The organism is Streptomyces sp. NBC_00454, from assembly GCF_041434015.1.
Taxonomy (GTDB): domain Bacteria; phylum Actinomycetota; class Actinomycetes; order Streptomycetales; family Streptomycetaceae; genus Streptomyces.
The window spans coordinates 3,115,130-3,136,939 of sequence record NZ_CP107907.1; the positions used below are offsets into that span (position 1 = coordinate 3,115,130).

At 71.9% G+C, this 21,810-nt stretch carries 21 protein-coding genes and 1 tRNA gene; 5 read left to right on the forward strand and 17 right to left on the reverse strand.

What is annotated here, in order from left to right; all coding sequences use genetic code 11:
• Window positions 1–35: 35 nt before the first annotated feature.
• The 3 genes from OHU74_RS14315 to OHU74_RS14325 are packed head-to-tail and all read right to left on the reverse strand — an operon-like array spanning window position 36 to window position 2,609.
• Entirely contained in the window at window positions 36–794 is a 759-nt protein-coding gene (locus OHU74_RS14315; protein ID WP_371616252.1) for an energy-coupling factor ABC transporter ATP-binding protein, read from the reverse strand.
• Window positions 782–1,543: a cobalt ECF transporter T component CbiQ gene (cbiQ, locus tag OHU74_RS14320; protein WP_371616253.1), complete on the reverse strand. Its 762-nt coding sequence runs from the start codon at window positions 1,541–1,543 to the stop codon at window positions 782–784. Before cbiQ ends, OHU74_RS14315 begins: the two co-directional genes overlap by 13 nt.
• A 1-nt stretch (window position 1,544) precedes the next feature.
• Complete coding sequence (locus tag OHU74_RS14325) at window positions 1,545–2,609, reverse strand: energy-coupling factor ABC transporter permease (protein WP_371616254.1); 1,065 nt, start codon at window positions 2,607–2,609, stop codon at window positions 1,545–1,547.
• A 202-nt stretch (window positions 2,610–2,811) separates the two neighbouring features.
• On the opposite strand from OHU74_RS14325, the gene OHU74_RS14330 reads away from it, so the two are divergent.
• Window positions 2,812–3,228 carry an SsgA family sporulation/cell division regulator gene (locus OHU74_RS14330; RefSeq protein ID WP_371616255.1) on the forward strand — a complete coding sequence of 139 codons (417 nt, stop codon included), beginning with the start codon at window positions 2,812–2,814 and terminating at the stop codon, window positions 3,226–3,228.
• A 75-nt stretch (window positions 3,229–3,303) separates the two neighbouring features.
• Here OHU74_RS14330 and OHU74_RS14335 read toward each other — a convergent pair whose 3' ends face one another.
• Window positions 3,304–5,514 carry an MMPL family transporter gene (locus OHU74_RS14335; protein ID WP_371616256.1) on the reverse strand — a complete coding sequence of 737 codons (2,211 nt, stop codon included), beginning with the start codon at window positions 5,512–5,514 and terminating at the stop codon, window positions 3,304–3,306.
• A 145-nt stretch (window positions 5,515–5,659) separates the two neighbouring features.
• Window positions 5,660–6,250 carry a TetR/AcrR family transcriptional regulator gene (locus tag OHU74_RS14340; RefSeq protein WP_371616257.1) on the reverse strand — a complete coding sequence of 197 codons (591 nt, stop codon included), beginning with the start codon at window positions 6,248–6,250 and terminating at the stop codon, window positions 5,660–5,662.
• A gap of 199 nt (window positions 6,251–6,449) precedes the next feature.
• Here OHU74_RS14340 and OHU74_RS14345 point away from each other — a divergent pair, with 199 nt between their 5' ends.
• Window positions 6,450–9,725: a S41 family peptidase gene (locus OHU74_RS14345; RefSeq protein ID WP_371616258.1), complete on the forward strand. Its 3,276-nt coding sequence runs from the start codon at window positions 6,450–6,452 to the stop codon at window positions 9,723–9,725.
• Between the two features lie 86 nt (window positions 9,726–9,811).
• Here the strand turns inward: OHU74_RS14345 and OHU74_RS14350 are convergent, their stop codons facing one another.
• From OHU74_RS14350 to OHU74_RS14365, 4 genes are all read right to left on the reverse strand, one after another.
• On the reverse strand, window positions 9,812–9,976 hold the full coding sequence (locus tag OHU74_RS14350) for a hypothetical protein (protein ID WP_371616259.1): 165 nt from the start codon (window positions 9,974–9,976) through the stop codon (window positions 9,812–9,814).
• Window positions 9,977–10,054: 78 nt separating this feature from the next.
• Window positions 10,055–10,939: an SDR family oxidoreductase gene (locus OHU74_RS14355; RefSeq protein ID WP_371616260.1), complete on the reverse strand. Its 885-nt coding sequence runs from the start codon at window positions 10,937–10,939 to the stop codon at window positions 10,055–10,057.
• On the reverse strand, window positions 10,936–11,862 hold the full coding sequence (locus OHU74_RS14360) for an alpha/beta fold hydrolase (RefSeq protein ID WP_371616261.1): 927 nt from the start codon (window positions 11,860–11,862) through the stop codon (window positions 10,936–10,938). The genes OHU74_RS14355 and OHU74_RS14360 overlap by 4 nt, the downstream gene beginning before the upstream one ends.
• Entirely contained in the window at window positions 11,859–13,523 is a 1,665-nt protein-coding gene (locus tag OHU74_RS14365; RefSeq protein WP_371619682.1) for a flavin-containing monooxygenase, read from the reverse strand. Before OHU74_RS14365 ends, OHU74_RS14360 begins: the two co-directional genes overlap by 4 nt.
• Window positions 13,524–13,716: 193 nt before the next feature.
• Between OHU74_RS14365 and OHU74_RS14370 the strand changes: the two genes are divergently transcribed.
• Window positions 13,717–14,436, forward strand: a complete 720-nt coding sequence (locus tag OHU74_RS14370; RefSeq protein ID WP_371616262.1) for a MerR family transcriptional regulator — start codon at window positions 13,717–13,719, stop codon at window positions 14,434–14,436.
• On the opposite strand, the gene OHU74_RS14375 is transcribed toward OHU74_RS14370, so the two are convergent.
• On the reverse strand, window positions 14,418–15,221 hold the full coding sequence (locus tag OHU74_RS14375; protein WP_371616263.1) for an exodeoxyribonuclease III: 804 nt from the start codon (window positions 15,219–15,221) through the stop codon (window positions 14,418–14,420). The genes OHU74_RS14370 and OHU74_RS14375 overlap by 19 nt on opposite strands.
• Before the next feature lie 38 nt (window positions 15,222–15,259).
• Between OHU74_RS14375 and OHU74_RS14380 the strand changes: the two genes are divergently transcribed.
• Both OHU74_RS14380 and OHU74_RS14385 read left to right on the forward strand, forming a co-directional pair.
• On the forward strand, window positions 15,260–15,769 hold the full coding sequence (locus tag OHU74_RS14380; RefSeq protein ID WP_371616264.1) for a GNAT family N-acetyltransferase: 510 nt from the start codon (window positions 15,260–15,262) through the stop codon (window positions 15,767–15,769).
• The gene (locus OHU74_RS14385; RefSeq protein ID WP_371616265.1) at window positions 15,769–16,251 is read left to right on the forward strand and encodes a DUF4240 domain-containing protein; all 483 of its coding nucleotides are present in this window, start codon (window positions 15,769–15,771) and stop codon (window positions 16,249–16,251) included. Before OHU74_RS14380 ends, OHU74_RS14385 begins: the two co-directional genes overlap by 1 nt.
• A 147-nt stretch (window positions 16,252–16,398) precedes the next feature.
• Here OHU74_RS14385 and OHU74_RS14390 read toward each other — a convergent pair.
• The 7 genes from OHU74_RS14390 to galU all read right to left on the reverse strand — a co-directional run bounded on the left by OHU74_RS14390 (window position 16,399) and on the right by galU (window position 21,801).
• Window positions 16,399–16,472 (reverse strand) — tRNA-Ala (locus tag OHU74_RS14390).
• A 78-nt stretch (window positions 16,473–16,550) separates the two neighbouring features.
• Window positions 16,551–17,567, reverse strand: a complete 1,017-nt coding sequence (locus OHU74_RS14395) for a hypothetical protein (protein WP_371616266.1) — start codon at window positions 17,565–17,567, stop codon at window positions 16,551–16,553.
• Window positions 17,568–17,727: 160 nt separating this feature from the next.
• Window positions 17,728–18,327 (reverse strand): GNAT family protein, encoded by a 600-nt coding sequence (locus tag OHU74_RS14400; protein ID WP_330296789.1) that lies wholly within the window; start codon window positions 18,325–18,327, stop codon window positions 17,728–17,730.
• A 17-nt stretch (window positions 18,328–18,344) separates the two neighbouring features.
• The gene (locus OHU74_RS14405; RefSeq protein ID WP_371619683.1) at window positions 18,345–18,896 is read right to left on the reverse strand and encodes a molybdenum cofactor biosynthesis protein B; all 552 of its coding nucleotides are present in this window, start codon (window positions 18,894–18,896) and stop codon (window positions 18,345–18,347) included.
• Window positions 18,897–18,940: 44 nt separating this feature from the next.
• A complete protein-coding gene (gene moaC, locus OHU74_RS14410) occupies window positions 18,941–19,477 on the reverse strand; it encodes a cyclic pyranopterin monophosphate synthase MoaC (protein ID WP_371616267.1) in 537 nt (178 codons plus the stop codon).
• A gap of 73 nt (window positions 19,478–19,550) precedes the next feature.
• Entirely contained in the window at window positions 19,551–20,894 is a 1,344-nt protein-coding gene (glp, locus tag OHU74_RS14415; protein WP_371616268.1) for a gephyrin-like molybdotransferase Glp, read from the reverse strand.
• Window positions 20,895–20,898: 4 nt separating this feature from the next.
• On the reverse strand, window positions 20,899–21,801 hold the full coding sequence (galU, locus tag OHU74_RS14420) for a UTP--glucose-1-phosphate uridylyltransferase GalU (protein ID WP_371616269.1): 903 nt from the start codon (window positions 21,799–21,801) through the stop codon (window positions 20,899–20,901).
• Window positions 21,802–21,810: the final 9 nt, after the last annotated feature.

Here is a 21,810-nt window from a genome sequence, read left to right on the forward strand (position 1 = left end):
ACCCCGGACCGGCGCTTATGCCACGACTGTGCTGCTCAGTTGACCGACACTGACCGGGGGTCGAAGCCGAAGGGCAGCTCCAGCCGGTGCGCGCGCATCAGCTCCTCGTCGCACAGGAGGTCCTGCGTCCGGCCGTCCGCCACGAGGGTGCCGTCACTGAGGACCACCGCGCGCGGGCAGAGCTCCAGCGCGTACGGCAGGTCGTGCGTCACCATCAGCACCGTGACGTCGAGGGAGCGCAGGATGTCCGCGAGTTCCCGCCGGGAGGCCGGGTCCAGGTTGGAGGACGGCTCGTCCAGGACCAGGATCTCGGGCCGCATGGCCAGTACGGTCGCCACCGCGACCCGGCGGCGCTGCCCGAAGGACAGGTGGTGCGGGGGCCGGTCCGCGAAGTCGGTCATGCCGACCAGGTCCAGGGCCTCGCGCACCCGCTCCTGGAGCTCGGCGCCGCGCATCCCGGCGGAGGCCGGGCCGAAGGCCACGTCCTCGCGGACGGTCGGCATGAAGAGCTGGTCGTCGGGGTCCTGGAAGACGATTCCGACCCGGCGGCGGATCTCCGCGAGGTTGCGCTTCTCCACGGGCAGCCCCGCCACGGACACGGTGCCGACGCCGCCGGTCAGGATCCCGTTGAGGTGCAGGACCAGCGTGGTCTTGCCGGCGCCGTTCGGGCCGAGCAGGGCCACGCGCTCGCCGCGGCCGACCGTCAGATCGACCCCGAAGAGGGCCTGGTGGCCGTCGGGGTAGGCGTAGGCGAGGCCGGAGACTTCCAGCGAGGGTGCGTTCACAGGGTCCATCCCATCAGACAGACGGCGAGCGCCGTCACCGGGAGCACGGCCGCGTACGCCCACTGGGCGCGGGTGGCGGCCGCTTCGTCGATCACGGGCATGGACCCGGCGTAGCCGCGGCTGACCATCGCGAGGTAGACCCGCTCGCCGCGCTCGTAGGAGCGGATGAACAGGGCTCCGGCCGTCTTGGCCAGGACCCCCCAGTGCCGGATCCCGCTCGCCTCGAAGCCGCGGGAGCGCCGTGCGATGGACATCCGGCGCAGCTCGTCGGTGATCACGTCGCCGTACCGGATCATGAAGGAGGCGATCTGGACGAGGAGCGGCGGCAGCTTGAGTCGCTGGAGGCCCAGCAGCAGGGCCCGCAGTTCGGTGGTGGAGGCCAGGAGCACGGAGGCGGCCACGCCGAGGGTGCCCTTGGCCAGGACGTTCCAGGCGCCCCAGAGGCCGGAGACGCTGAGGGACATGCCGAGGACCTCCACCCGCTCGCCCTGGGCCACGAAGGGCATCAGGACGGCGAAGGCGACGAAGGGCACCTCGATCAGGAGCCGGCGCAGCAGGAAGGCGGCCGGGATCCGGGCGACGGCCGCCACTGCCGCGATGAGGACGGCGTACAGCCCGAAGGCCCACACCGCCTCGCGCGGGGTGGAGACGACGACCACCACGAAGGCGAAGGTCGCGGCCAGCTTGCAGTGCGGCGGCAGGTCGTGGACCGGCGAGTGCCCGTGCCGGTAGAGCCGGTGGGCGTGGCCCGCGCCCACCTCAGGCGACCGGTGCGGCGGTGGAGGCGGCCGTCAGGTCGGCGCCGCGGCGGCGCCGCACGGTCCAGAAGATCCCGGTGCCGACGAGGACGGTCGCGCCGACGCCGATGACCCCGGCGAGGCCACCGGAGAGGCGGGCGTCGGAGACGTCCTTGACGCTGTAGTCGGCGAGCGGGGAGTCGGCGGAGGCGTGTTCGGTGACGTTCTGGTCGATGCCCTTGTCGGCGGCGACCTTCTCCAGTCCGTCGGGGCTGGAGGAGGCGTAGAAGGAGACGAAGCCGGCCAGGACGAGGGCGGTGACCAGGCCGGTGATCCACACGGGCTTCGTGGAGCGGGCTGCGAGGCCGACCGGGGCGGCCGGCGCGGCGGCGGCCGGGGCGTCGACCAGTTCGCCGCCGATGCGCAGCTTCAGCGGGGCGGACAGCCCGCGGGCTCCGTGGACCAGGTCGGGGCGTACGGCGATCACGGCGCCGACGGTGGCTGCGGTGATGACGGCCTCGCCGATGCCGATGAGGACGTGGACGCCGACCATGGCGCCGAAGACCTTGTCCGTGGACACGTCGGCGGTGCCGCCGAGGGCGTAGAACAGGGTGAACATGACGGCGGCGCCGGGGACGGAGAGCAGGGCTCCGGCGAAGGCGGCGACGGTCACCGAGCGGCGGGTGTCGGGCAGCAGCTTCAGGAGCCCGCGGAAGACGGCGTAGGCGACGACGACGGTCACGACGCCCATGTTCGTGATGTTGACGCCGAGGGCGGTCAGGCCGCCGTCGGCGAAGAGGACGCCCTGCATGAGGAGGACCACGGACACGCACAGCACGCCGGTGCAGGGGCCGACGAGTATCGCGGCGAGCGCGCCTCCCAGGAGGTGGCCGCTGGTGCCGCCGGCGACGGGGAAGTTCAGCATCTGGACGGCGAAGATGAAGGCGGCGACGAGGCCGGCGAGCGGGGCGGTGCGGTCGTCGAGTTCGCGGCGGGCGCCGCGGAGGCTGACCGCCACGGCTCCGGCGGCGACGACACCTGCGGCCACGGAGACGGGGGCATCGATGAAGCCGTCGGGCACATGCATGGTTTTGCTCCGCTTCCTGCGGTCCGGCGGTCCCTGAAGCGATCTTGAACCGAGAAAATCTTTAACCGTTCAAGAATAGTGCCCAATTGCGAACCGTTGGCAACAGCGGCTCCGGCACAAATAGGTTCGTGCGGATTCGTGGGAATGTGCAAGGCTGGGGGGAAATACGGACGCATATGTTCCGATTCGAGGAGTCTTGTCGATGTCAGCGACCGCCGAGAATCCGCCCGCGACCGAGCCCTACGTGGAGGAGCGGGTGCGGGCCCGCGTGATCACCGACGACCCGCTCTACCGGGCCATCCCGGTGGCGCTGCGCTTCGTCCCCGCCGAACCCCTGGCCGTGCGGATCGTCTTCCCCGCCGATCTCTCCCCCGAGGGCACCGACAACGAGTGGGTCTTCCCCCGCGCCCTCCTGGAGGCCGGCCTGCAGGCCCCGACCGGGACCGGCGACGTACGCGTCTGGCCCTGCGGGCGGGTCCAGGCCGTGGTCGAGTTCCACTCCCCCGAGGGCGTCGCGGTGGTCCAGTTCGACATCGCCGCGCTGCGCCGCTTCCTGCGCCGTACGAACGCACCCGTGCCCGCGGTTCCGTCCGCCGCCACGGCCTCGGCCACCCGTTAGGCCCAACCCGCCCGAACGGGACCGGCCCCGCACCTCTCGGGTGCGGGGCCGGTGCCGTGTGTGCGGTGCGGCGGGTCAGACCTTGACCAGCTCGCGGTCCTTGTCCGAACCGTCGGAGCCGTCGGAGCCGTCGGAGGACTCGCCGAGGTGCTTGCGCAGGCTCTCGCCCTCCACGTCCACGTTCGGCAGGATCCGGTCGAGCCACTTCGGCAGCCACCAGGCCTTGTGGCCGAGCAGCGCCAGGACGGCCGGGACGATGGCCATCCGGACGACGAACGCGTCGAAGAAGACCGCGACGGCCAGACCGAAGCCGATCATCTTGATCATCTGCTCGCTGGCTCCGATGAAGCCCGAGAACACCGCGATCATGATGACGGCCGCGGCCACGACCACCCGGGCGCTGTACTGGAACCCGGTCACGACGGCCTGGCCCGGCCGCTCTCCGTGGACGTACGCCTCACGCATGCGGGTGACCAGGAAGACCTCGTAGTCCATGGCCAGACCGAAGACGACGCCCACCATGAAGATCGGCATCATCGACATGATCGGACCGGTCTGCTCCACCCCGAAGAGCGAGCCGAGCCAGCCCCACTGGAAGACCGCGACGACGGCGCCGAGGGCAGCGACCACCGAGAGCAGGAAGCCGAGGGCCGCCTTGAGCGGAACCAGGATCGAGCGGAAGACGAGCATCAGCAGCAGGAAGGCGAGGCCGACGACGAGTGCCAGGTAGGGCACCAGCGCGTCGTTCATCTTCTGCGAGAAGTCGATGTTCATCGCGGTCGCACCGGTGACGAGCACGTCGTCGCCGCTGCCCGCACGGATCTCGTGGACCAGGTTCTCGGTCTGTGCGGAGGACGGGCGGTCCTTCGGGATGACCGTGATGATCGCGGCGTCCCCGGCCTTGTTGAGCTGCGGCGGGGTCACCGCGACCACGCCGTCCAGGCCCTTGACCCGGTCGACCGTCTTGTCGGCGAGCGCCTTGTCCCCGTCCACGACCACCATCAGCGGGCCGTTGAAGCCGGGGCCGAAGCCCTCGGAGAGCAGGTCGTACGCCTGGCGCTGCGAGGTGGACACCGGCTGCGATCCGTCGTCCGGCAGGCCCATCTCCAGCTTGCTCGCCGGGATCGCGATGATGCCGAGGCCGATCACACCCGCGAGCAGCACCATGACGGGGCGGCGCAGGATGAAGCGGGCCCAGCGGGTGCCGCCGTTGGGCTTGGCCTCGGCGGAAGCCGGCTTGCCCTTGCCGAACAGCTTGCTCTTCGTACCGGCGGGCAGGACCTTCTTGCCCGCGAACCCGAGGATGGCCGGGACCAGCGTCAGGGCGACGAGGACGGCGATGACCACGGTGCCGGCGGCGGCGAAGCCCATCTTGGTCAGCATCGGAATGTTGACGACGGCCAGGCCCACGAGGGCGATGACCACGGTCAGACCGGCGAAGACGACGGCGGAGCCGGCGGTTCCGGCGGCGCGGCCGGCGGCCTCCTCGCGCTCGCGGCCCTCGGCGAGCTCCGCGCGGTAGCGGGAGACGATGAAGAGGGCGTAGTCGATGCCGACCGCGAGGCCGATCATCATCGCGAGGGTGGAGGTGGTGGAGCCGAGGTCCAGCACGTTGGCGAGCGCGGTGACGGAGGAGACGCCGATGCCCACGCCGATCAGCGCGGTCAGCAGCGGCAGTCCGGCCGCGATCAGCGAGCCGAAGGTGATGACGAGGACGATCGCGGCGATGACGACGCCGATGATCTCGCCGGAGCCCGTCTTCGGGGCCGCCATCAGGGCGTCTCCGCCGATCTGGACGTTCAGCCCGGCGGCCTTGGCCTCCGTACCGGCGCCCTTGAGGGCCTCGCGGGTCGGGTCGGTCAGCTCCATACCGCTGACCTTGTACTTGACGCTGATGTAGGCGGTGGAGCCGTCCTGGCTCACGGCCTTCGCCTCGTACGGGTCGGCGACCGAGGAGACCTGGTCCTTGCCTGCGCCGTCCTTCAGGTCGGTGACGATCTTCTCGACCTGGGCCTTGGCGGCCGGGGAGTCGACCTTCTCGCCCGCCGGGGCCTTGATGACGATGCGGGCGGTGGCGCCGTCGGCGGCCATCCCCGGGAAGCGCTGGTCCAGCAGGTCGAAGGCCTTCTGGGCCTCCGTGCCGGGTATCGAGAACGAGCCTGAGGTGGGTGCGGAAGCCGTAGCCGCGCCGAAGATGGCGGCGAACAGCAGCGCCACCCAGACGAGTGCGACGAATCGGCGGCGCCGGAAGGCACCCCTGCCGAGTCGGTAGAGGAAGGTGGCCACGTCGGTGGTTCTCCCGTTCGGGTCGTGGGATGGATCAGGGCATGGAATGCCGTTCCGACGACGAGAGCGGCGTGTCAGAGGCAGCAGGAATCGAGCGCGGGGACAGCTCGGCCGGACGGTGTGGGGGGGACCGGACGGTGGGGGATCAGACGCCGAGGGCGGGGAAGACCACGGCGTCGATGAAGTCACCGAGGAAACGCCGGTCGACGGACCGGTCCTCGATGAGCGGGAGCGCGATGAACGCCCCGATGAGCATGTGCGGGACGAAGGCCAGGGCCGGACAGCCCGCGGCGATCTCGCCCCGGTCCACCGCCCGCTGGAGCATCGCCTGCAGACCCGTGATCTCCGGGTCGACCAGCAGTTCCCGCAGCGCCTTGTGGAGCTCCGGGCTCTCGTGGACCGCATGGGTCAGACCCCGCATCAGCGCGGTGTCCTTCGCCATCTGGGCGTCGTCGGAGTTCTCGACCATGACGGCGAAGTCCCCGCGGATGCTGCCCGTGTCGATCTCCCGGAGGGAGACCGGCTGGGTGCAGCGCAGGGCCCGGGCGACCAGCTCGGGCTTGCTCCCCCACTGGCGGTAGAGGGTGGCCTTGCTGGACTTCGTACGGGCGGCGACCGCGTCCATGGTCAGCGCCTCGTAGCCGACCTCGCGCAGGAGGTCGAGGACCGCCCCGTGGAGTTCGGCTTCCCGCTCGGGGGTGATCCGGCTGCGGCGCGACATGACCTCTTCGACCATCTCGGCGTCTCCTCCCGACCTTGCCCATCCGAACGAAACCGTTTCGTACTCGTAGGACGATACTCCCCGGAGCCAACGAAACGAAACCGTTCCGTTTCGTTTCGGCAGTGGTGTCGGTCACTCCGTAGGGGCGTCGCGACACGCGCATGGATCACCTGTACGAGTTGCCAGCCCCCCTCCCCGCGGAAAGCATTGGGGGGTGAGTCACGACGCGGCGTACCTCCGGTTCCCCCACCTCCACGACGACCTGCTCTGCTTCGCCACCGAGGACGACCTCTGGGTGGCCCCCCTGGTGCCGCCCGGAGAACCCGCGGGCCGGGCCTGGCGGATCACCGTCGACCGGACCCGGGTGGGCCACCCCCGGTTCTCCCCCGACGGCAAGCACATCGCCTTCACCACCTGGCGCAGCCTGGACCCCGAGATCCACCTCGCCCCCGTCGAGGGCGGCCCGGCCCGACGGCTCAGCTACTGGGGCTCCACCGACACCCGGGTCTGCGGCTGGACCCCGCCCGACAAGGACGGCCGCAGCGACATCCTGGCCGTCTCCTCCCACGCCCAGCCCTTCTCCTACTACTCCTGGGCCTACAGCCTGCCCACCGACGGCAGCCCCGGCGGCCGGCTCCCCTGGGGGCCCGTCTCCGACATCGCGGTCCATGACGAAGACGGCGGCGAGCGGCGCACCCTGCTGCTGACCGGCAAGCCCCCGCACGAGCCGGCCGCCTGGAAGCGCTACCGCGGCGGTGCCACCGGACGGCTGTGGCTGCACGGCGAGCGGCTGCTGGAGGGCATCGAGGGACACCTGGACGCCCCGATGTTCGTGGCCGGCCGGATCGCCTTCCTCTCCGACCACGAGGGCATCGGCAACCTCTACTCCTGCCTGCCCGACGGCACCGACCTGCGCCGGCACAGCGACCACGAGCAGTTCTACGCACGGCACGCCTCCAGCGACGGCTCCCGGATCGTCTACCAGTGCGCCGGCGACCTGTGGATCGTCGAATCCCTGGCCCCGGACGCCTCCCCGCGCAAGCTGGAGGTCCGCCTCGGCGGCCCCCGCGCGGGCCGGCGCACCTACCAGGTCCCGGCCGCCAGCCACGTCGACTCGCTCTCCGTGGACGCCACCGGGCGGGCCAGCGCCGTCGTCGTCCGCGGCAGCCTGTACTGGCTCACGCACCGCGACGGGCCCGCCCGCACCATCGCCGACACCCCGGGCGTACGGGTCCGGCTGCCCGAGATGCTGGGCAGCGGCGGGCAGGTGGCGTACGTGACGGACGCCGAGGGCGAGGACGCCATCGAGATCGCCTACCTGCCCCGGGCCTCCGGGGACCGCGAGCCGCGCCGGCTGGCCTCGGGCGAGCTGGGCCGCGTACTGGAGCTACTGTCCGATCCGGACGGGGAGCGGCTCGCCATCGCCTCCAACGACGGGCGGCTGCTGCTCATCGACGCCACCGAGGAGTCCAACGGGGAGGCCAGCGAGCTGATCCGCTCCGACAACGGGCCCGTCACCGACCTCGCCTTCTCCCCCGACGGCTGCTGGCTGACCTGGTCGCACCCGGGCGTCGGGCGCTCCCTGCGCCAGATCAAGATGGCCCGGATCACGGGACCGGGCGCGCGCACGATCGTGGACGTGACCAACGGCCGCTTCGACGACGAGAACCCGGTCTTCACCCGGGACGGCCGCTACCTCGCCTTCCTGTCCTGGCGCGGTTTCGACCCGGTCTACGACGTGCACACCGGCGACCTGTCCTTCCCGCTGGGCTGCCGCCCGTACCTGGTGCCGCTCTCCTCGGCGACCCCCTCGCCCTTCGCGTTCACCCCCGACGGCCGCCCGGCGGCGGGCGGACTCGACCCGGCCGAGGGCGATTCGGGCGACGGCACGGTCACCGTGGAGGTGGAGGGGCTGGAGAGCCGGGTGACCCCGTTCCCGGTGACGGCGTCCAAGTACTCGGCCCTGTACCCGGTGAGCGGCGGCGGGCTGGTGTGGCTGCGCTGGCCGATCTCCGGCGCGCTCGGCGAGACCTTCGCCAACCCGGCCGACACCAGCGGCAAACCCACGCTGGAGCACTTCGACCTCACGAAGGCCCGTAAGACGGAACTGGCCTCCGGGCTGGACTGGTTCGCGGTCAGCGGGGACGGCACCCGGCTCGTCGTCAACGACGACGGGGACCTGCGGGCGGTCCCGGCCACCGAGTCCGGCGACAACGACTCCACCGTCTACCTGGACCTGCGGCGCATCCTGCACGAGGTGGATCCGGCGGCCGAATGGCGCCAGGCCTTCGAGGAGGCCGGGCGGCTCATCCGCGCGTACTTCTGGGAGCCGCAGATGTGCGGGATCGACTGGGACGGGGTGCTGCGCCAGTACCGCTCCCTCGTCGAACGGGTCGCCTCCCCGGACGAGTTCGCCGACCTGATGCGCGAGGTCCTCGGCGAGCTCGGCACCTCGCACGCCTACGTCTCCCCCGCACGCCGCAACGAAGGGCCGCCGCACTACCAGCGGGCCATCGGCCTGCTCGGCGTCAACCTCGTCCCCCGCGACGGGACCTGGGTCCTCGCCCGGATCCTGCCCGGCGAGTCCTCCGACTCCAAGGCCCGCTCCCCGCTCGCGGGCACCGGCATCCGGGAGGGCGCCGTCCTCACCCACGTCGACGGCCGCCCCGTGGACCCGGTGGCCGGCCCGTACCCGCTGCTGTCGGCGGCGGGCGGCACCACCGTCGAGCTCACCTTCGAGCCCGCCGAGGGGCAGGGCCGCTCGCGCCGGGTCGCGATCGTGCCGTTGATCGACGAGCGGCCGCTGCGCTACCAGGACTGGGTGGCCAAGCGCCGCGCGGTCGTCCGCAAGGTCAGCGAGGGCAAGTGCGGCTACCTGCACATCCCCGACATGGGCGGCTCCGGCTGGGCGCAGTTCAACCGCGACCTGCGGGCCGAGATGTCCAAGCCGGCCCTGATCGTGGACGTACGGGGCAACGCGGGCGGGCACATCAGCGAGCTGGTGGTGGAGAAGCTGACCCGCTCCATCCTCGGCTGGGACCTGACCCGCAACGCGCAGCCCGTCTCCTACGCCTCCAACGCGCCCCGGGGCCCGATCGTGGCGCTGGCCGACGAGGCGACCTCCTCCGACGGGGACATGATCACCGCGGCCTTCAAGCTGCTGGGGCTCGGCCCGGTCGTCGGCCAGCGCACCTGGGGCGGGGTGGTCGGCATGACCGGCCGGCACACCCTCGGGGACGGCACGGTGATCACGGTGCCGATGAACGCGGCGTGGTTCCCCGAGTACGGCTGGTCGGTGGAGAACCAGGGCGTGGAGCCGGACCTGCCGATCCTGCGCACCCCGCTCGACTGGGCGGAGGGACGCCACGCGCAGCTGGACGACGCCGTGCACCTGGCGCTGGAGCTGCTGGAACAGGACCCGGCGGCGGTACCGCCCGGCTACACGGACGTACCGGACCGGCGGCGGCCGAAGCTGCCGCCCCGCGGGTGATCGCCGCCGCGCGGGTGATCCCGTAGGGCATGCGGAAGGGGCGCGACCCGGGAACGGCGGGTCGCGCCCCTTCTATTCGCTGAGCGTTACTTGTCGAAGTTCTCGTCGAACGCGTCGCGGGCCTTGTCCTTGACCTGGTCGGCAGCCTGCGAAGCCCGCTCGGACGCCTCGTCCTGCCGGCCGGCCGCCGCGGCCTTCGCCTTCTCCGCGAGCTGGTTCGCCTTGTCCTGGAACTGGTCCTTGATGCCCATGCTTCTTCACTCCTAGAGGGGTGTTCGGGGATGGGGCCTCGACCAGGCTTTCATAATTGGACATTCCTCGCATTACGATCAGCGGCGGCCGGCGCGCTCCTGCTCGTCCGCCGCCCCGCCGGCCCCGACAAGCCCCTTGGAAACACTGGCCAGTCGGGGTTCGAACCGCTTCATCTCGCGCTGTCCGACTGTCGAGATGATCCCCGGCAGGTAGCCGCGGACCCCCTGCATGCCGCGGAGCCACCACTGCGCGTACACGTGCGCGGAGCGCCGCTCGATGCCCGCCACGATCCGGTCGACGGCCGGCCCCAGCGGGTAGGTCTGGTTCGAGGGCCAGGGCAGCCGCTGGCGCAGCTCGCGCATGACCTCGTCCCGGTCGGCTCCGCGCACCATGTCGGTGTCGGTCCAGGACAGGTAGCCGACGCCGACCTTGACCCCCTTGTAGCCGACCTCGGCGCGCAGGCAGTGGGCGAAGGCCTCGACGCCCGACTTGGAGGCGCAGTACGCGGTCATCATGGGCGCCGGGGTGATCGCGGCGAGCGAGGCGATCTGGAGGAAGTAGCCGCGGCTCTCCATCAGCACGGGCAGGAAGGCGCGGGCGGTGACGGCGCCGCCGATGAGGTTGACCTCGATGACCCGGCGCCAGGCGTCCGGGTCGGAGTCGACGAACGGACCGCCGGAGGCCACGCCCGCGTTGGCGACGACGATGTCCACCTTGCCGAAGCGCTGCTTGACCTCCTGCGCGACCCGGGCCATGGCCTCGTGGTCGGTGACGTCGGCGTACCAGTGGTCGCTCTCGGTGTGCAGCCGCTCGGAGACCTCCTTGAGGGCCTCCGGCTCCAGGCCGACGAGGGCCACCTTCGCACCGCGCGCCGACAGCTTGCGGGCCAGCAGCTCGCCGACTCCGCGCGCCGCGCCGGTGACGACGGCGACCTGGCCTTCCAGACTCCTGCGAGCACTCACGGCGTCTTCTCCTTCTGCGGGGTGGGCAGGTACAGGGCGGCCAGCTCGCGCACGGCCTCGGTGACGGCTTCCGGCGCCTCGATCGGGGTCATGTGCCCCATCCCGGTCAGCTCGGTCAGCCCCACGCAGTTCGGCAGCGCGGCCGCCAGCCCCCGGGCGTGCACGATCGGCGTCAGCCGGTCGCTCTTGCCGCCGATGACGGCGGTGGGCACGGTCAGCGCGGCCAGGTTCGCGTCGAGGTCCAGCCCGGCCAGCACCCCGGACCAGGCGTGGCGCACCTTGGTCGGGCAGGCGTGCACGATGCGGGCGCAGGCCTCGACCCTCTCGGGCGCCGAGCCGGGGCCCATGGTGGCGTACTTCAGCACCTTCCTGGCCACCGGGCTGACGGGCCCGAGCGGCGCCCGGGATCCCAGGACCGCCCCGGTGATACGGGTCCTCGCGCGGCCGGGCCGCAGCGGCAGGACCAGCGACTCCGCGACGAGGCGGCCGCTGCCGGTGCTGCACAGCAGCGCGGCCGCGGCGTGTTCGGCGAACTCCGGCCGGCCGGCGGCCGCCATGACGGTCATCCCGCCCATGGAGTGGCCCGCGACGACGGCCTTCTCGCCGGGCGCGAGGGTGGCCCCCAGGACGGCGACCAGGTCGTCGGCGAGGGCGTCGGTGCTGTACCGCGAGGCGGCGGGGCTGCGCCCGTGGCCGCGCTGGTCGTAGGCGATGACCCGGTGGCCGACCGCCAGGGCCCGTATCTGCGCGGCCCAGAAGGCGGTGGAACAGGTCCAGCCGTGCGCGAGCACGACGGCCGGAGCCCCGTCCTCCCCGTGCACCTCCACGTGCAGGCGCGACCCGTCGGCGGAGGTGGCGACCAGCTCGCGACGCGGGACGGGCGGGGCATAGGGCCCGGCGGTCACATGCGTCAGCCGGCTCACGCGACACCGTCCTCGGTCGCCGCCTTCGCGGTCGCCGCCTTCGCGGGGGCCGATCCGGCCCCGCCAAATCCAGCCTCGCCGGCGGCAAATCCAGCCCCGCCGGCGTTTGAGGCGCGGGGGCCCGGGGGCAGCGCCCCCGGCAACGGCGCCGCACCCGAACCGGCGGCACCCACCGGAACCCGTTCGCGCTCCCGATGGCGTACGACCTCGTACTCGCCCAGGTCCACGCCCAGGGTCTCCTTACGGAACTCCCCCGTGGTCCCCGGCCAGACAGTCGTGTTGCGCCCCTGCGCGTCCAGGTACCAGCTGGTGCAGCCGCCGGTGTTCCACACCGTCCGCTCCATCCGCACCTGCACCTGCCGGTTCCACGCGTTCACGGCCGACGGCCTGGCGGCGAGCGCGACCCGCCCTCCCAGCACGTTCAGCTGCCGCAGGTAGTCGGCCATGTAGTTCAGCTGCGACTCGATCATCAGGATCATCGAGCTGTTCCCGAGCCCGGTGTTCGGGCCGATGATCGTCATCCAGTTCGGGAAGCCCGCCGCGGTGGCCCCGCGCAGCGACTGCATGCCGTCCTTCCACGCCTCCGCGAGGGTCTTGCCCTCCGCGCCCACCACCCGGTCGGCGATCGGCATGTCGGTGACGTGGAAGCCGGTGCCGAAGACGATCGCGTCGACCTCGGTCTCGGTCCCGTCGGCGGCGACCAGCACCGAGCCCCGGATCTCCTTCAGCCCGGAGGCGACCAGGTCCACGTTGGGCCGGGCGAGCGCCGGGTAGTACTCGCTGGAGAGCAGGATCCGCTTGCAGCCGATCCGGTACGAGGGCGTCAGCTTGGCCCGCAGCTCCGGGTCCTTGATCGAGCGCGCCATGTTGGCCTTGGCCAGGGACTCGATCAGCCCGAGCTGGTTCGGCCGCTTGGTGAAGGCGCTGACCTGGAGCTCGCGGATCCCCCACAGCAGTCCGCGGCGTGCGGCCCGGGTGAAGGGCAGCTGGCGGTGGAGCCAGCGCTCGACGGAGCTGATGGCGCGGTCGGTGCGGGGCATCACCCACGGCGGGGTGCGTTGGAAGAGGGTGAGCCGCTCCACGTCGGGGGCGATGGCGGGGACGATCTGGATGGCGGAGGCGCCCGTACCGATCATGGCGACGCGCTTGCCGCGCAGGTCGTAGTCGTGGTCCCAGCGGGCGGAGTGGAAGACCTTGCCGGGGAAGCCGGCGAGCCCGGGGATCTCCGGCATCTTCGGGTCGGACAGCGGCCCGGTGGCGGAGACGACCACATCGGCGGTGAACTCCCCGCCCGAGGTCTCGATGTCCCAGCGCATCTCGTCGGCGTCCCAGCGCATCATCCGGACCTCGTGGTTCAGGCGGATGTGGCGGCGCAGTCCGAAGGTGTCGGCCACGTGCTCCAGGTACTCGCGGATGGCGGGCTGCCCGGAGAAGGTCCGCGGCCAGTCGGGGTTGGGCGCGAAGGAGAAGGAGTAGAGGTGGGAGGGCACGTCGCAGGCGCACCCGGGGTAGCTGTTGTCGCGCCAGGTGCCGCCGACCGAGTCGGCGCGCTCCAGTACGACGAAATCGGTGATCCCCTCCCGCCGAAGCCGTACCGCGGCGCCCAGCCCGCCGAACCCGGAGCCGATCACCGCCACTCGTACGTGCTCGCGCCCGTCCATGCCACCGCCCATGCCCGCCGCCTTCGGATACCAACGCTGCCAGCAATCACTGGCACAATCGGGAGAGTAGAGCAGCCCCGTACTCATGGGTAGGGGTCGCGCCAGGAAAGTTACTGCGGGTACGCCCTAGGCTGCGCACGTGCCGGACAACGCGACGCAGAACGAAGCGCAAACCACGGAAGCAAGGAACACAGTGCGCGAATACCGCACGGAGGAGCTGGCCGAGGCCGCCGGCATACCCGTACGCACCCTGCGCTTCTACCGCGAGCGCAAGCTCCTGCCGCCGCCCCGCCGCGAGGGCCGCCTCGCCTGGTACGACGACCACCACCTGGCCCGGCTGCGCACCATCGCCGCCCTGCTGGAGCGCGGCCACACCCTCGGCGGCATAGCCGAGCTGACCGTCGCCTTCGAGAACGGCCGCGACGTCGGCCAGCTCGGCGAGCTGCTCGGCATCGGCTGGTCGGAGGAGACCCCGGTCCGGCTCTCGCCCGAGACCCTCGCCGACTACTTCGAGGGCGAGGTCACCCCGGAGAACCTGGCGGCCGCGCTCGACCTGGGCTACCTGGCCGCCGACGGCGAGGAGATCGTCCACGTCAGCCGCCGGCTGCTGGACGTCTCCTCGGCGCTGGTCCGCGAGGGCGTACCGCTGTCCGCCGTCCTGGAGACGGGCCGCCGGGTGCGCGAGCACGCGGACGCGATGGCGGCCCTGTTCACCGAGCTCATCTCCACGCACATCTCCGAGGAGGCGGTCGCGCGCCTGCGCCCCCTGGCGAAGAGCGTGGTCGAGGCCGAGCTCACGATGGCGATGGACCGCCTGCGCCCGCCGTCACCGGCCCGCGCCCAGGCTCCCGGCCCGGCTTCCGGCCCGGCTTCCGCCCAGCCTTCCGCTCCGGCTCAGGAACCGAGCTCGTAGGCCACGGTCACGGGCGCGTGGTCGGACCAGCGCTCGGGGTGCGTCTCGGCCCGCTCCACGAAGGCCTTCACGGCCTTGGCCGCCAGCCCCGGCGTCGCCACGTGGAGGTCGATCCGCCAGCCGGCGTCGTTGTCGAAGGCCCGCCCGCGGTAGGACCACCAGGAGTACGGCCCCTCGGTGTCGGGGTGCAGGCTGCGCACGACGTCCACGTACCCCGCGGAGTCGTACACCTCGCCGAGCCACTCGCGCTCCTCGGGCAGGAAGCCGGCGTTCTTCCGGTTGGTCTTCCAGTTCTTCAGGTCGGCTTCCTGGTGGCAGATGTTCCAGTCACCGCAGACGACGACCTCGCGGCCGTCCGCGGCGGCCCGCACCTTGAGCTCCCGCAGGTAGGCGAGGAATTCGCCCATGAACCGGTACTTCTCGTCCTGCTTCTCGGTCCCGGCCTCCCCGGAGGGCAGGTAGAGGCTGGCCACGGTCACACCGGGCAGGTCGATCTCCAGGTAGCGCCCACTCGTGTCGAATTCCTCGCTCCCGAATCCGACCTGCACCCGCTCGGGCTCGCGGCGCGTGTACAGCGCGACCCCGGCCCGGCCCTTGGCGGCAGCCGGGGCGAACACGGTGTGCCACCCCTCGGGCGCCCGCACCTCCTCCGGAATCTGCCCTTCCTCGGCCCGCACTTCCTGCAGGCACACGACGTCGGCGTCGGACCCGGCGAGCCACGGGGAGAACCCCTTCTTGGCGGCGGCGCGGATTCCGTTCACATTCACAGAGGTCACGATGAGCATCCCTGCACCATAGCGGGAGCGTTCCGTACGATGTTCGAATGTCTCAGGGGATCCAGCTCCGCGCGGTGTCGTACGACCACCCGGACGCGGTCAAGCTCAACGACCAAGTGCAGGTCGAATACCAGGCGCGCTACGACGGCGAGGGCGATGTCACATTCCTCGACCCGGCGATGTTCACTCCACCGAGGGGTCTCTACCTCCTCGCCTACGACGCCGACGGCACGCCCATGGCCAGTGGCGGCTGGCGCAGCCAGGACGCGAACGACGAGGGCTACGCGGACGGCGACGCCGAACTCAAGCGCATGTACGTGGTCCCGGAGGCCCGCGGCCTCGGCCTGGCCCGCCGCATCCTCGCCGAGCTCGAAGCGGACGCCCGCGCGGCCGGCCGGATCCGGATGGCCCTGGAAACGGGCGACCAGCAGCCGGAGGCCATCGCCCTCTACCTCTCCTCGGGCTACTCCCTGTCGGAGAAGTTCGGCCACTACCGCTTCTACGAATCCAGCCGCTGCATGACGAAGCCGCTGAACCCGGCCCCGACGTCCCGGTGATGGCCTGGGAGCGGTTCTGGCAGCTCGTCGACGGGCTCGGCCGTGAGGCCGGCACCGAGACCTGTCACGGCCTCGAAGAGGCCTGTACGCACCTGACCGGGATCCTCTCGCGCGAACCCGTGGATCAGATCATCGGCTTCGGCGAGCGCCTCGCGGAAGCCCTCTACCGGCTGGACCGGGCGGACTTCGGCACTCTGCCCGTCCTCGGCATGGAGCAGCCCGACGGCTCGCCGTTCCCGCAGTCGGACGACGGCTTCCTGTACGCGCGGGCTGCCGTCGTAGCCGCCGGCCGCCGGACGTACGAGAGCGTCTTCGGCCACCCGGAGCTCTTCGCACCGTTCACCGCACGCCACTGCGAGCAACTGCTCTACGTCCACGAGGAGGCGTTCGAGCAGGCGACCGGGGAGGAGTGGGAGCACCTCACCCGCTACGACTACGAGTCCTGCTCCAACAAGGACGGTTGGCCCGACCTCCGCGACTGAGCACCGGACGCTCCGGGAGCGCCTGCGGGCGCCTCCCGGAAACCCGGCGCACCCCGCACGCTCCGGAAACGCAGAAGATCCCGCCCGGTCTTGCGACCGGACGGGATCTCATGACGTTCCTGAGAGCTACTCAAGAACTGTCGTTTGTGGACCTGTGGGGATTTGAACCCCAGACCCCCTCGATGCGAACGAGGTGCGCTACCAGACTGCGCCACAGGCCCTTGCGACGTGTGAAACATTAGCATCCCCTCGCGGGTGCTCCAAAACCGGTTTCGGGGAGCGTCCGCGCAGGTCATCGATCATTCGTTCGCGGCGCGCGGGCGCTCGTCGCCCTCGTACTGGTCGAACAGCGGCGTGCGCGCCGCGTCGCGGGTGCGCGGGCGGGACTGCTGCGGGGCCGCGGGCTGGGCGCGCAGGCGGGGTTCCGTCGGCTCGGCCGTGCTGGAGCGGGTCGCGCTCCAGGGGTCCGGGGTCGCGGGGCCGCCGGTGGCGCGGGGGGCGACCGGGGCCGTCACGTACGTCGGCAGCGGGACCGGTACGGGCTCCCAGCTGTCACCGCGGGCCGGGCCGCGCTCGCGTTCGCGCTGCTGGTCCACCCATTCGGCGTGGTCCGTCTGCTCGACCAGGGCGCGCCGGCCGGCCTCCTGCGGGGAGACGGGTGGCGCGGGGTCCGGGTCGGAGCCCGCCGCTGCTTCGGGCTCCCGGCGGCGGGGCCGGTTCTCGCGGAGCCGGCGGGCGGCCGCTTCGGCGCGACGCCGGTCCATGGTGAACTCGTAGCGCCTGCGCTCCTGGACCCGCAGGTGCACGATGTACGTGCTCAGCAGCAGGGCGGGGACGGCGGGGGCCCACAGGTACTGGAGTCCGCCGACGGCGGCGACGACCGCGCCGAGGGTGAAGATCAGGAAGAGCAGCGCCGTGGTGCGCCGGCGGCGGGCCAGGACGACGAGCCGCTGCTCGCGGCGGGCCCGCTCCGCACGGTCGGCCCGCTCGGAGGCGGCCGATCTCGGCTCGGCGCGGGTCGGCGGGGGCACGACGACGGCCCGGACGTCGTCGACGTCCACGGAATTCACCGTTTCCGTCACTGCGTCCGGGTCCGCGGGGGGCTGGGGTCCCGCCTCCTCGTCACCGCGCTCACGCAGTCCCTTGGCGTAACGGCGCTCCATTCCCGCCCGGCCGGAAAGCAGCCGGATGGCGGTGGAGAAGCGTTCCGTCGGACGGGCTTCGTTCAGCTCGTCCTGCCTCCGGAGCCACATGGGCACCAAGTAGGCGGCCCAGGCCCCGACAATGACTGCGTAGATGAGGCCGCTGCTGCTCACACCCCACACCGTAGAGGGGTACGGCCGGGGGAATCCGCCAATTGGGACGGCGTGTCGCACGATCTCGCTGATATCACGGACTTTTTTTGTGATTCTTCGGATCAGGTTATGGGCGAATCGGTCGCCGAGCGAAAGAATTCGAACAAATATCGGATTCCCATTAAGCGTGCGGATGCCGTTCCCGGTGCCAGCGGTGCAGCAGCCCCTCCCGCACCTCCTCCACCGTCAGCGCGTAGACGAGGTGGTCCCGCCACGCGCCGTCGATGTGCAGATAGCGCGGCCGCAGCCCCTCCTCGCGGAAACCGAGCTTCTCCACCACCCGCCGGCTCGGACCGTTCTCCGGCCGGATGCAGACCTCGATCCGGTGCAGCCCGACCTTCGCGAAACAGTGGTCCACCGCGAGCGCGACCGCCGTGGGCATCACCCCGCGGCCCGCCACCTCGCGGTCCACCCAGTAGCCCACGTGGCCCGCGCACATCGAGCCCCAGGTGATCCCGGCGACCGTCAGCTGGCCCACCAGGCGCCCCTGGTACTCGATGACGAAGGGCAGCATGCGCCCCGCGTTCGCCTCCGCCCGCAGATGGCGGACCATCTGGCGGTACGTCGGCCGCTGGATCACCGGCCCCCAGGGCGCGGGCGGCGGAATCGTGGCCTCCCACGGGCGCAGCCAGTCGCGGTTGCGCCGGTTGACCTCGCGCCAGGCGGCCTGGTCCCGCAGCTTTATCGGCCGGAGCGTGACATCGCCGTCCGCCAGCACCACCGGCCAGGAGGGGCCGTTCAGCTCGTGCTCCCCGAGGGTCTTCCGGGAGGCGACTGGTGGTCGCCGCCCCGGATCTGGTCGACGGCGTGCAGCAGCACCCGCGACAGCACCGCGATCCCGTCGCGGACCCCGCCGGTGGAACCCGGCAGGTTCACGATCAGGGTGCGGCCGGCCACGCCCGCCAGGCCCCGCGACAGCGCCGCGGTCGGCACCTTCGCCAGCGACTCGGCGCGAACGGCCTGCGGGATGCCCGGGATCTCGTAGTCCAGCACCCGGGCGGTGGCGTCCGGGGTCCGGTCGGTCGGCGAGATGCCGGTTCCGCCGGTGGTGAGGATGACGTCGTACCCGGCGGCCACGCCCTCGCGCAGGGCCGCCTCGACGGGATCCCCGTCGGGGACCACACGCGGGCCGTCCACGGCGAAGCCGAGCGAGCGCAGCCCCTCGGCGAGCACCGGGCCGCCCCGGTCCTCGTACACGCCCGCGGACGCCCGGTTCGAGGCGGTGACCACGAGCGCGCGCAGCACGGGCCCCGCGGCCGGAGCCGCCGGAGCCGCTACGGACTCCGACACCGGCCCGTGGCTGTGGCTGTGGACCTCGCCGCCGCGCGGGGGGTTCACGAGCGCGCCCAGTCGCCGGACTTGCCGCCCGTCTTCTCCTCGACACGCACGTCCGTGATGACCGCGCCCTTGTCGACGGCCTTCACCATGTCGATGACGGTGAGCCCGGCGACGGCGACCGCGGTCAGCGCCTCCATCTCGACGCCCGTCCGGTCCGCCGTCTTGACGGTCGCGAGGATCTCGACGGCGTCGTCGGCGACCGTCAGGTCCACCTTCACGCCGGAGACCGCCAGCGGGTGGCACAACGGGATCAGATCGGGGGTCCTCTTCGCGCCCATGATCCCGGCGATCCGCGCGGTGGCGAGGGCGTCGCCCTTGGGTACGCCCTCACCGCGCAGCAGCTCGATCACCCGCGGGGAGACGAGCACGCGTCCGCTGGCCCGCGCCGTCCGCGTCGTGACGGCCTTCTCCGAGACGTCCACCATCCGGGCCGCGCCGGCCTCGTCGATGTGCGTCAGCTTGGTGCCACCGGCGCCGCCGGCGCCGCTCTGCTCAGGGGGTCCGGGGGTTTCCCCCCGGGAGATCGCTGCCATAAGTGCGTGCCGCTCCCGTCCGGGCCCCACAAGGGCCTGTGTGGTGCAACACGCTACCCGCATCCGCCGGACCTCAGCCGAGCAGGACCACTTCGAGCTCGGCCCCGGGCTCCACCGAAGTGACGTCCTCCGGTACGACCATCAGGGAGTCGGCGTGTGCCAGCGCGGCGATCAGGTGCGAGCCCGATCCGCCGACCGGGCTGACCGTGCCGCTCGCCGCGTCGTACTTGCCGCGCAGGAACTGCCGGCGGCCGGACGGGGAGCCGAGCGCCTTGTCGGCCTTCAGGACCGCGCGCACGCTGGGCCGGCTGACCTCGGAGGCGGGCAGGCCCATCAGGGCGCGGATCGCGGGGCGCACGAACAGCTCGAAGGAGACGTACGAGGACACCGGGTTGCCGGGCAGGGCCAGCAGGGGGGTGTGGTCGGGGCCGATGGTGCCGAAGCCCTGGGGCTTGCCGGGCTGCATGGCGAGCTTGCGGAAGTCGATTCCGGCGCCGTCCACCCCCTCCTCGCCGGTGGAGACGGCCGTGAGGGCCTCCTTGACCACGTCGTACGCGCCGACACTGACCCCGCCCGTGGTGACCAGGAGGTCGGCCCGGATGAGCTGGTCCTCGATCGTGGAGCGCAGGGTCTCGGCGTCGTCGGCGACGGCGCCGACGCGGTAGGCGATGGCACCGGCGTCCCGCGCGGCGGCAGCCAGCGCGAAGCTGTTGGAGTCGTAGATCGTGCCGGCCGTCAGCGCCTCGCCGGGCTGGACCAGCTCGCTGCCGGTGGACATCACGACGACGCGCGGGCGCGGCCGCACCCGTACGGTGCCGCGTCCGATGGCCGCCAGCAGGGCGATCTGCGGCGGGCCGAGCACGGTGCCCGCGGCGAGCGCGAGGTCCCCGGCCTGGACGTCGCTCCCGCGCGAGCGGACGTGCGCCCGCGCCTCGGCGGCGCGGTGGACCCGTACCTCGCCGGCGGCGCCCTCGGGCGACTCGCTGGCCGGGGTCATCCCGGAGGCCGCGCCCCCGCCCGTACCGCCGTCGGTCCACTCGACCGGTACGACGGCTTCGGCGCCGGGCGGCAGCGGGGCGCCGGTCATGATGCGGGCGGCCTGGCCGGGGCCGACGGTCGGCAGGTCTCCGCTGCCGGCCGCCACGTCCCCGATGACCGTCAGCACCGCGGGGAACTCCTCGCTCGCGCCCTGGACGTCGGCGGTCCGGACGGCATAGCCGTCCATCGAGCTGTTGTCGAAGGGCGGAAGGGCGACGGGCACGGTGACGTCCTCGACCAGGACACAGCCCTGGGCGTCCAGCAGCTGGAGCTCGATGGGCTCCAGCGGCCGGACGGTGGCGAGGACGTCCGCAAGGTGCTCGTCCACCGACCACAAACGCTGGTGGCCGGTGTCCTGCGGTGCGTCGGGCTTGCTCAAGGTGCTACATCTCCTCCGTGACGTAACGGTGAAGCCAGGTGCGGAACTCCGGGCCCAGGTCCTCGCGCTCGCAGGCGAGTCGGACGATGGCCCGCAGGTAGTCCCCGCGGTCCCCGGTGTCGTAGCGGCGGCCCCTGAAGACCACGCCGTGCACCGGGCCGCCGATGCTCTCGTCGGCGGCCAGCTTCTGCAGGGCGTCGGTCAGCTGGATCTCACCGCCGCGGCCCGGCTCGGTCTCCCGCAGTATGCCGAAGATCGCCGGATTGAGGACGTAGCGTCCGATCACGGCGAAGTTGCTGGGTGCGTCCGCCGCGTCCGGCTTCTCCACGAGACCGGTGACGCGGACCACCCCGTCCTCGTCGGTGGCCTCGACGGCGGCGCAGCCGTAGAGGTGCACCTGGGACGGCTCGACCTCCATCAGCGCGACGACGGTGCCGCCGGTGCGCTGCTGGATCTCCACCATCTGACGCAGCAGCGGGTCGCGCGGATCGATGAGGTCGTCGCCGAGGAGGACGGCGAAGGGCTCGGTGCCGACGTGCGGCTCGGCGCACAGCACGGCGTGGCCGAGACCGCGCGGGTCGCCCTGGCGGACGTAGTGCATGGTGGCCAGGTCGCTGGATTCCTGGACCTTCTTGAGGCGGTCGTCGTCGCCCTTGGCGATGAGCGCGGACTCCAGCTCGTAGTTCCGGTCGAAGTGGTCTTCCAGAGCACGCTTGTTACGCCCTGTGATCATGAGTACGTCGTCCAGGCCGGCCGATACGGCTTCCTCGACCACGTACTGGATCGCCGGCTTGTCCACCACCGGAAGCATTTCCTTCGGCGTCGCCTTGGTCGCGGGGAGGAAGCGAGTGCCGAGTCCCGCGGCCGGGATGACGGCCTTCTTGATCACGGGGTGCAACTGAGTCATGGTCGAACG

Coding starts and splice junctions, on each gene's coding strand:
- galU (WP_371616269.1), bottom strand. CDS start 21,801: ATGACTCAGTTGCACCCCGTGATCAAGAAGGCCGTCATCCCGGCCGCG.
- OHU74_RS14380 (WP_371616264.1), top strand. CDS start 15,260: ATGTCTCAGGGGATCCAGCTCCGCGCGGTGTCGTACGACCACCCGGAC.
- OHU74_RS14325 (WP_371616254.1), bottom strand. CDS start 2,609: ATGCATGTGCCCGACGGCTTCATCGATGCCCCCGTCTCCGTGGCCGCA.
- OHU74_RS14315 (WP_371616252.1), bottom strand. CDS start 794: ATGGACCCTGTGAACGCACCCTCGCTGGAAGTCTCCGGCCTCGCCTAC.
- OHU74_RS14340 (WP_371616257.1), bottom strand. CDS start 6,250: ATGGTCGAAGAGGTCATGTCGCGCCGCAGCCGGATCACCCCCGAGCGG.
- OHU74_RS14385 (WP_371616265.1), top strand. CDS start 15,769: ATGGCCTGGGAGCGGTTCTGGCAGCTCGTCGACGGGCTCGGCCGTGAG.
- OHU74_RS14350 (WP_371616259.1), bottom strand. CDS start 9,976: ATGGGCATCAAGGACCAGTTCCAGGACAAGGCGAACCAGCTCGCGGAG.
- moaC (WP_371616267.1), bottom strand. CDS start 19,477: ATGGCAGCGATCTCCCGGGGGGAAACCCCCGGACCCCCTGAGCAGAGC.
- OHU74_RS14330 (WP_371616255.1), top strand. CDS start 2,812: ATGTCAGCGACCGCCGAGAATCCGCCCGCGACCGAGCCCTACGTGGAG.
- OHU74_RS14375 (WP_371616263.1), bottom strand. CDS start 15,221: ATGCTCATCGTGACCTCTGTGAATGTGAACGGAATCCGCGCCGCCGCC.
- OHU74_RS14365 (WP_371619682.1), bottom strand. CDS start 13,523: ATGGACGGGCGCGAGCACGTACGAGTGGCGGTGATCGGCTCCGGGTTC.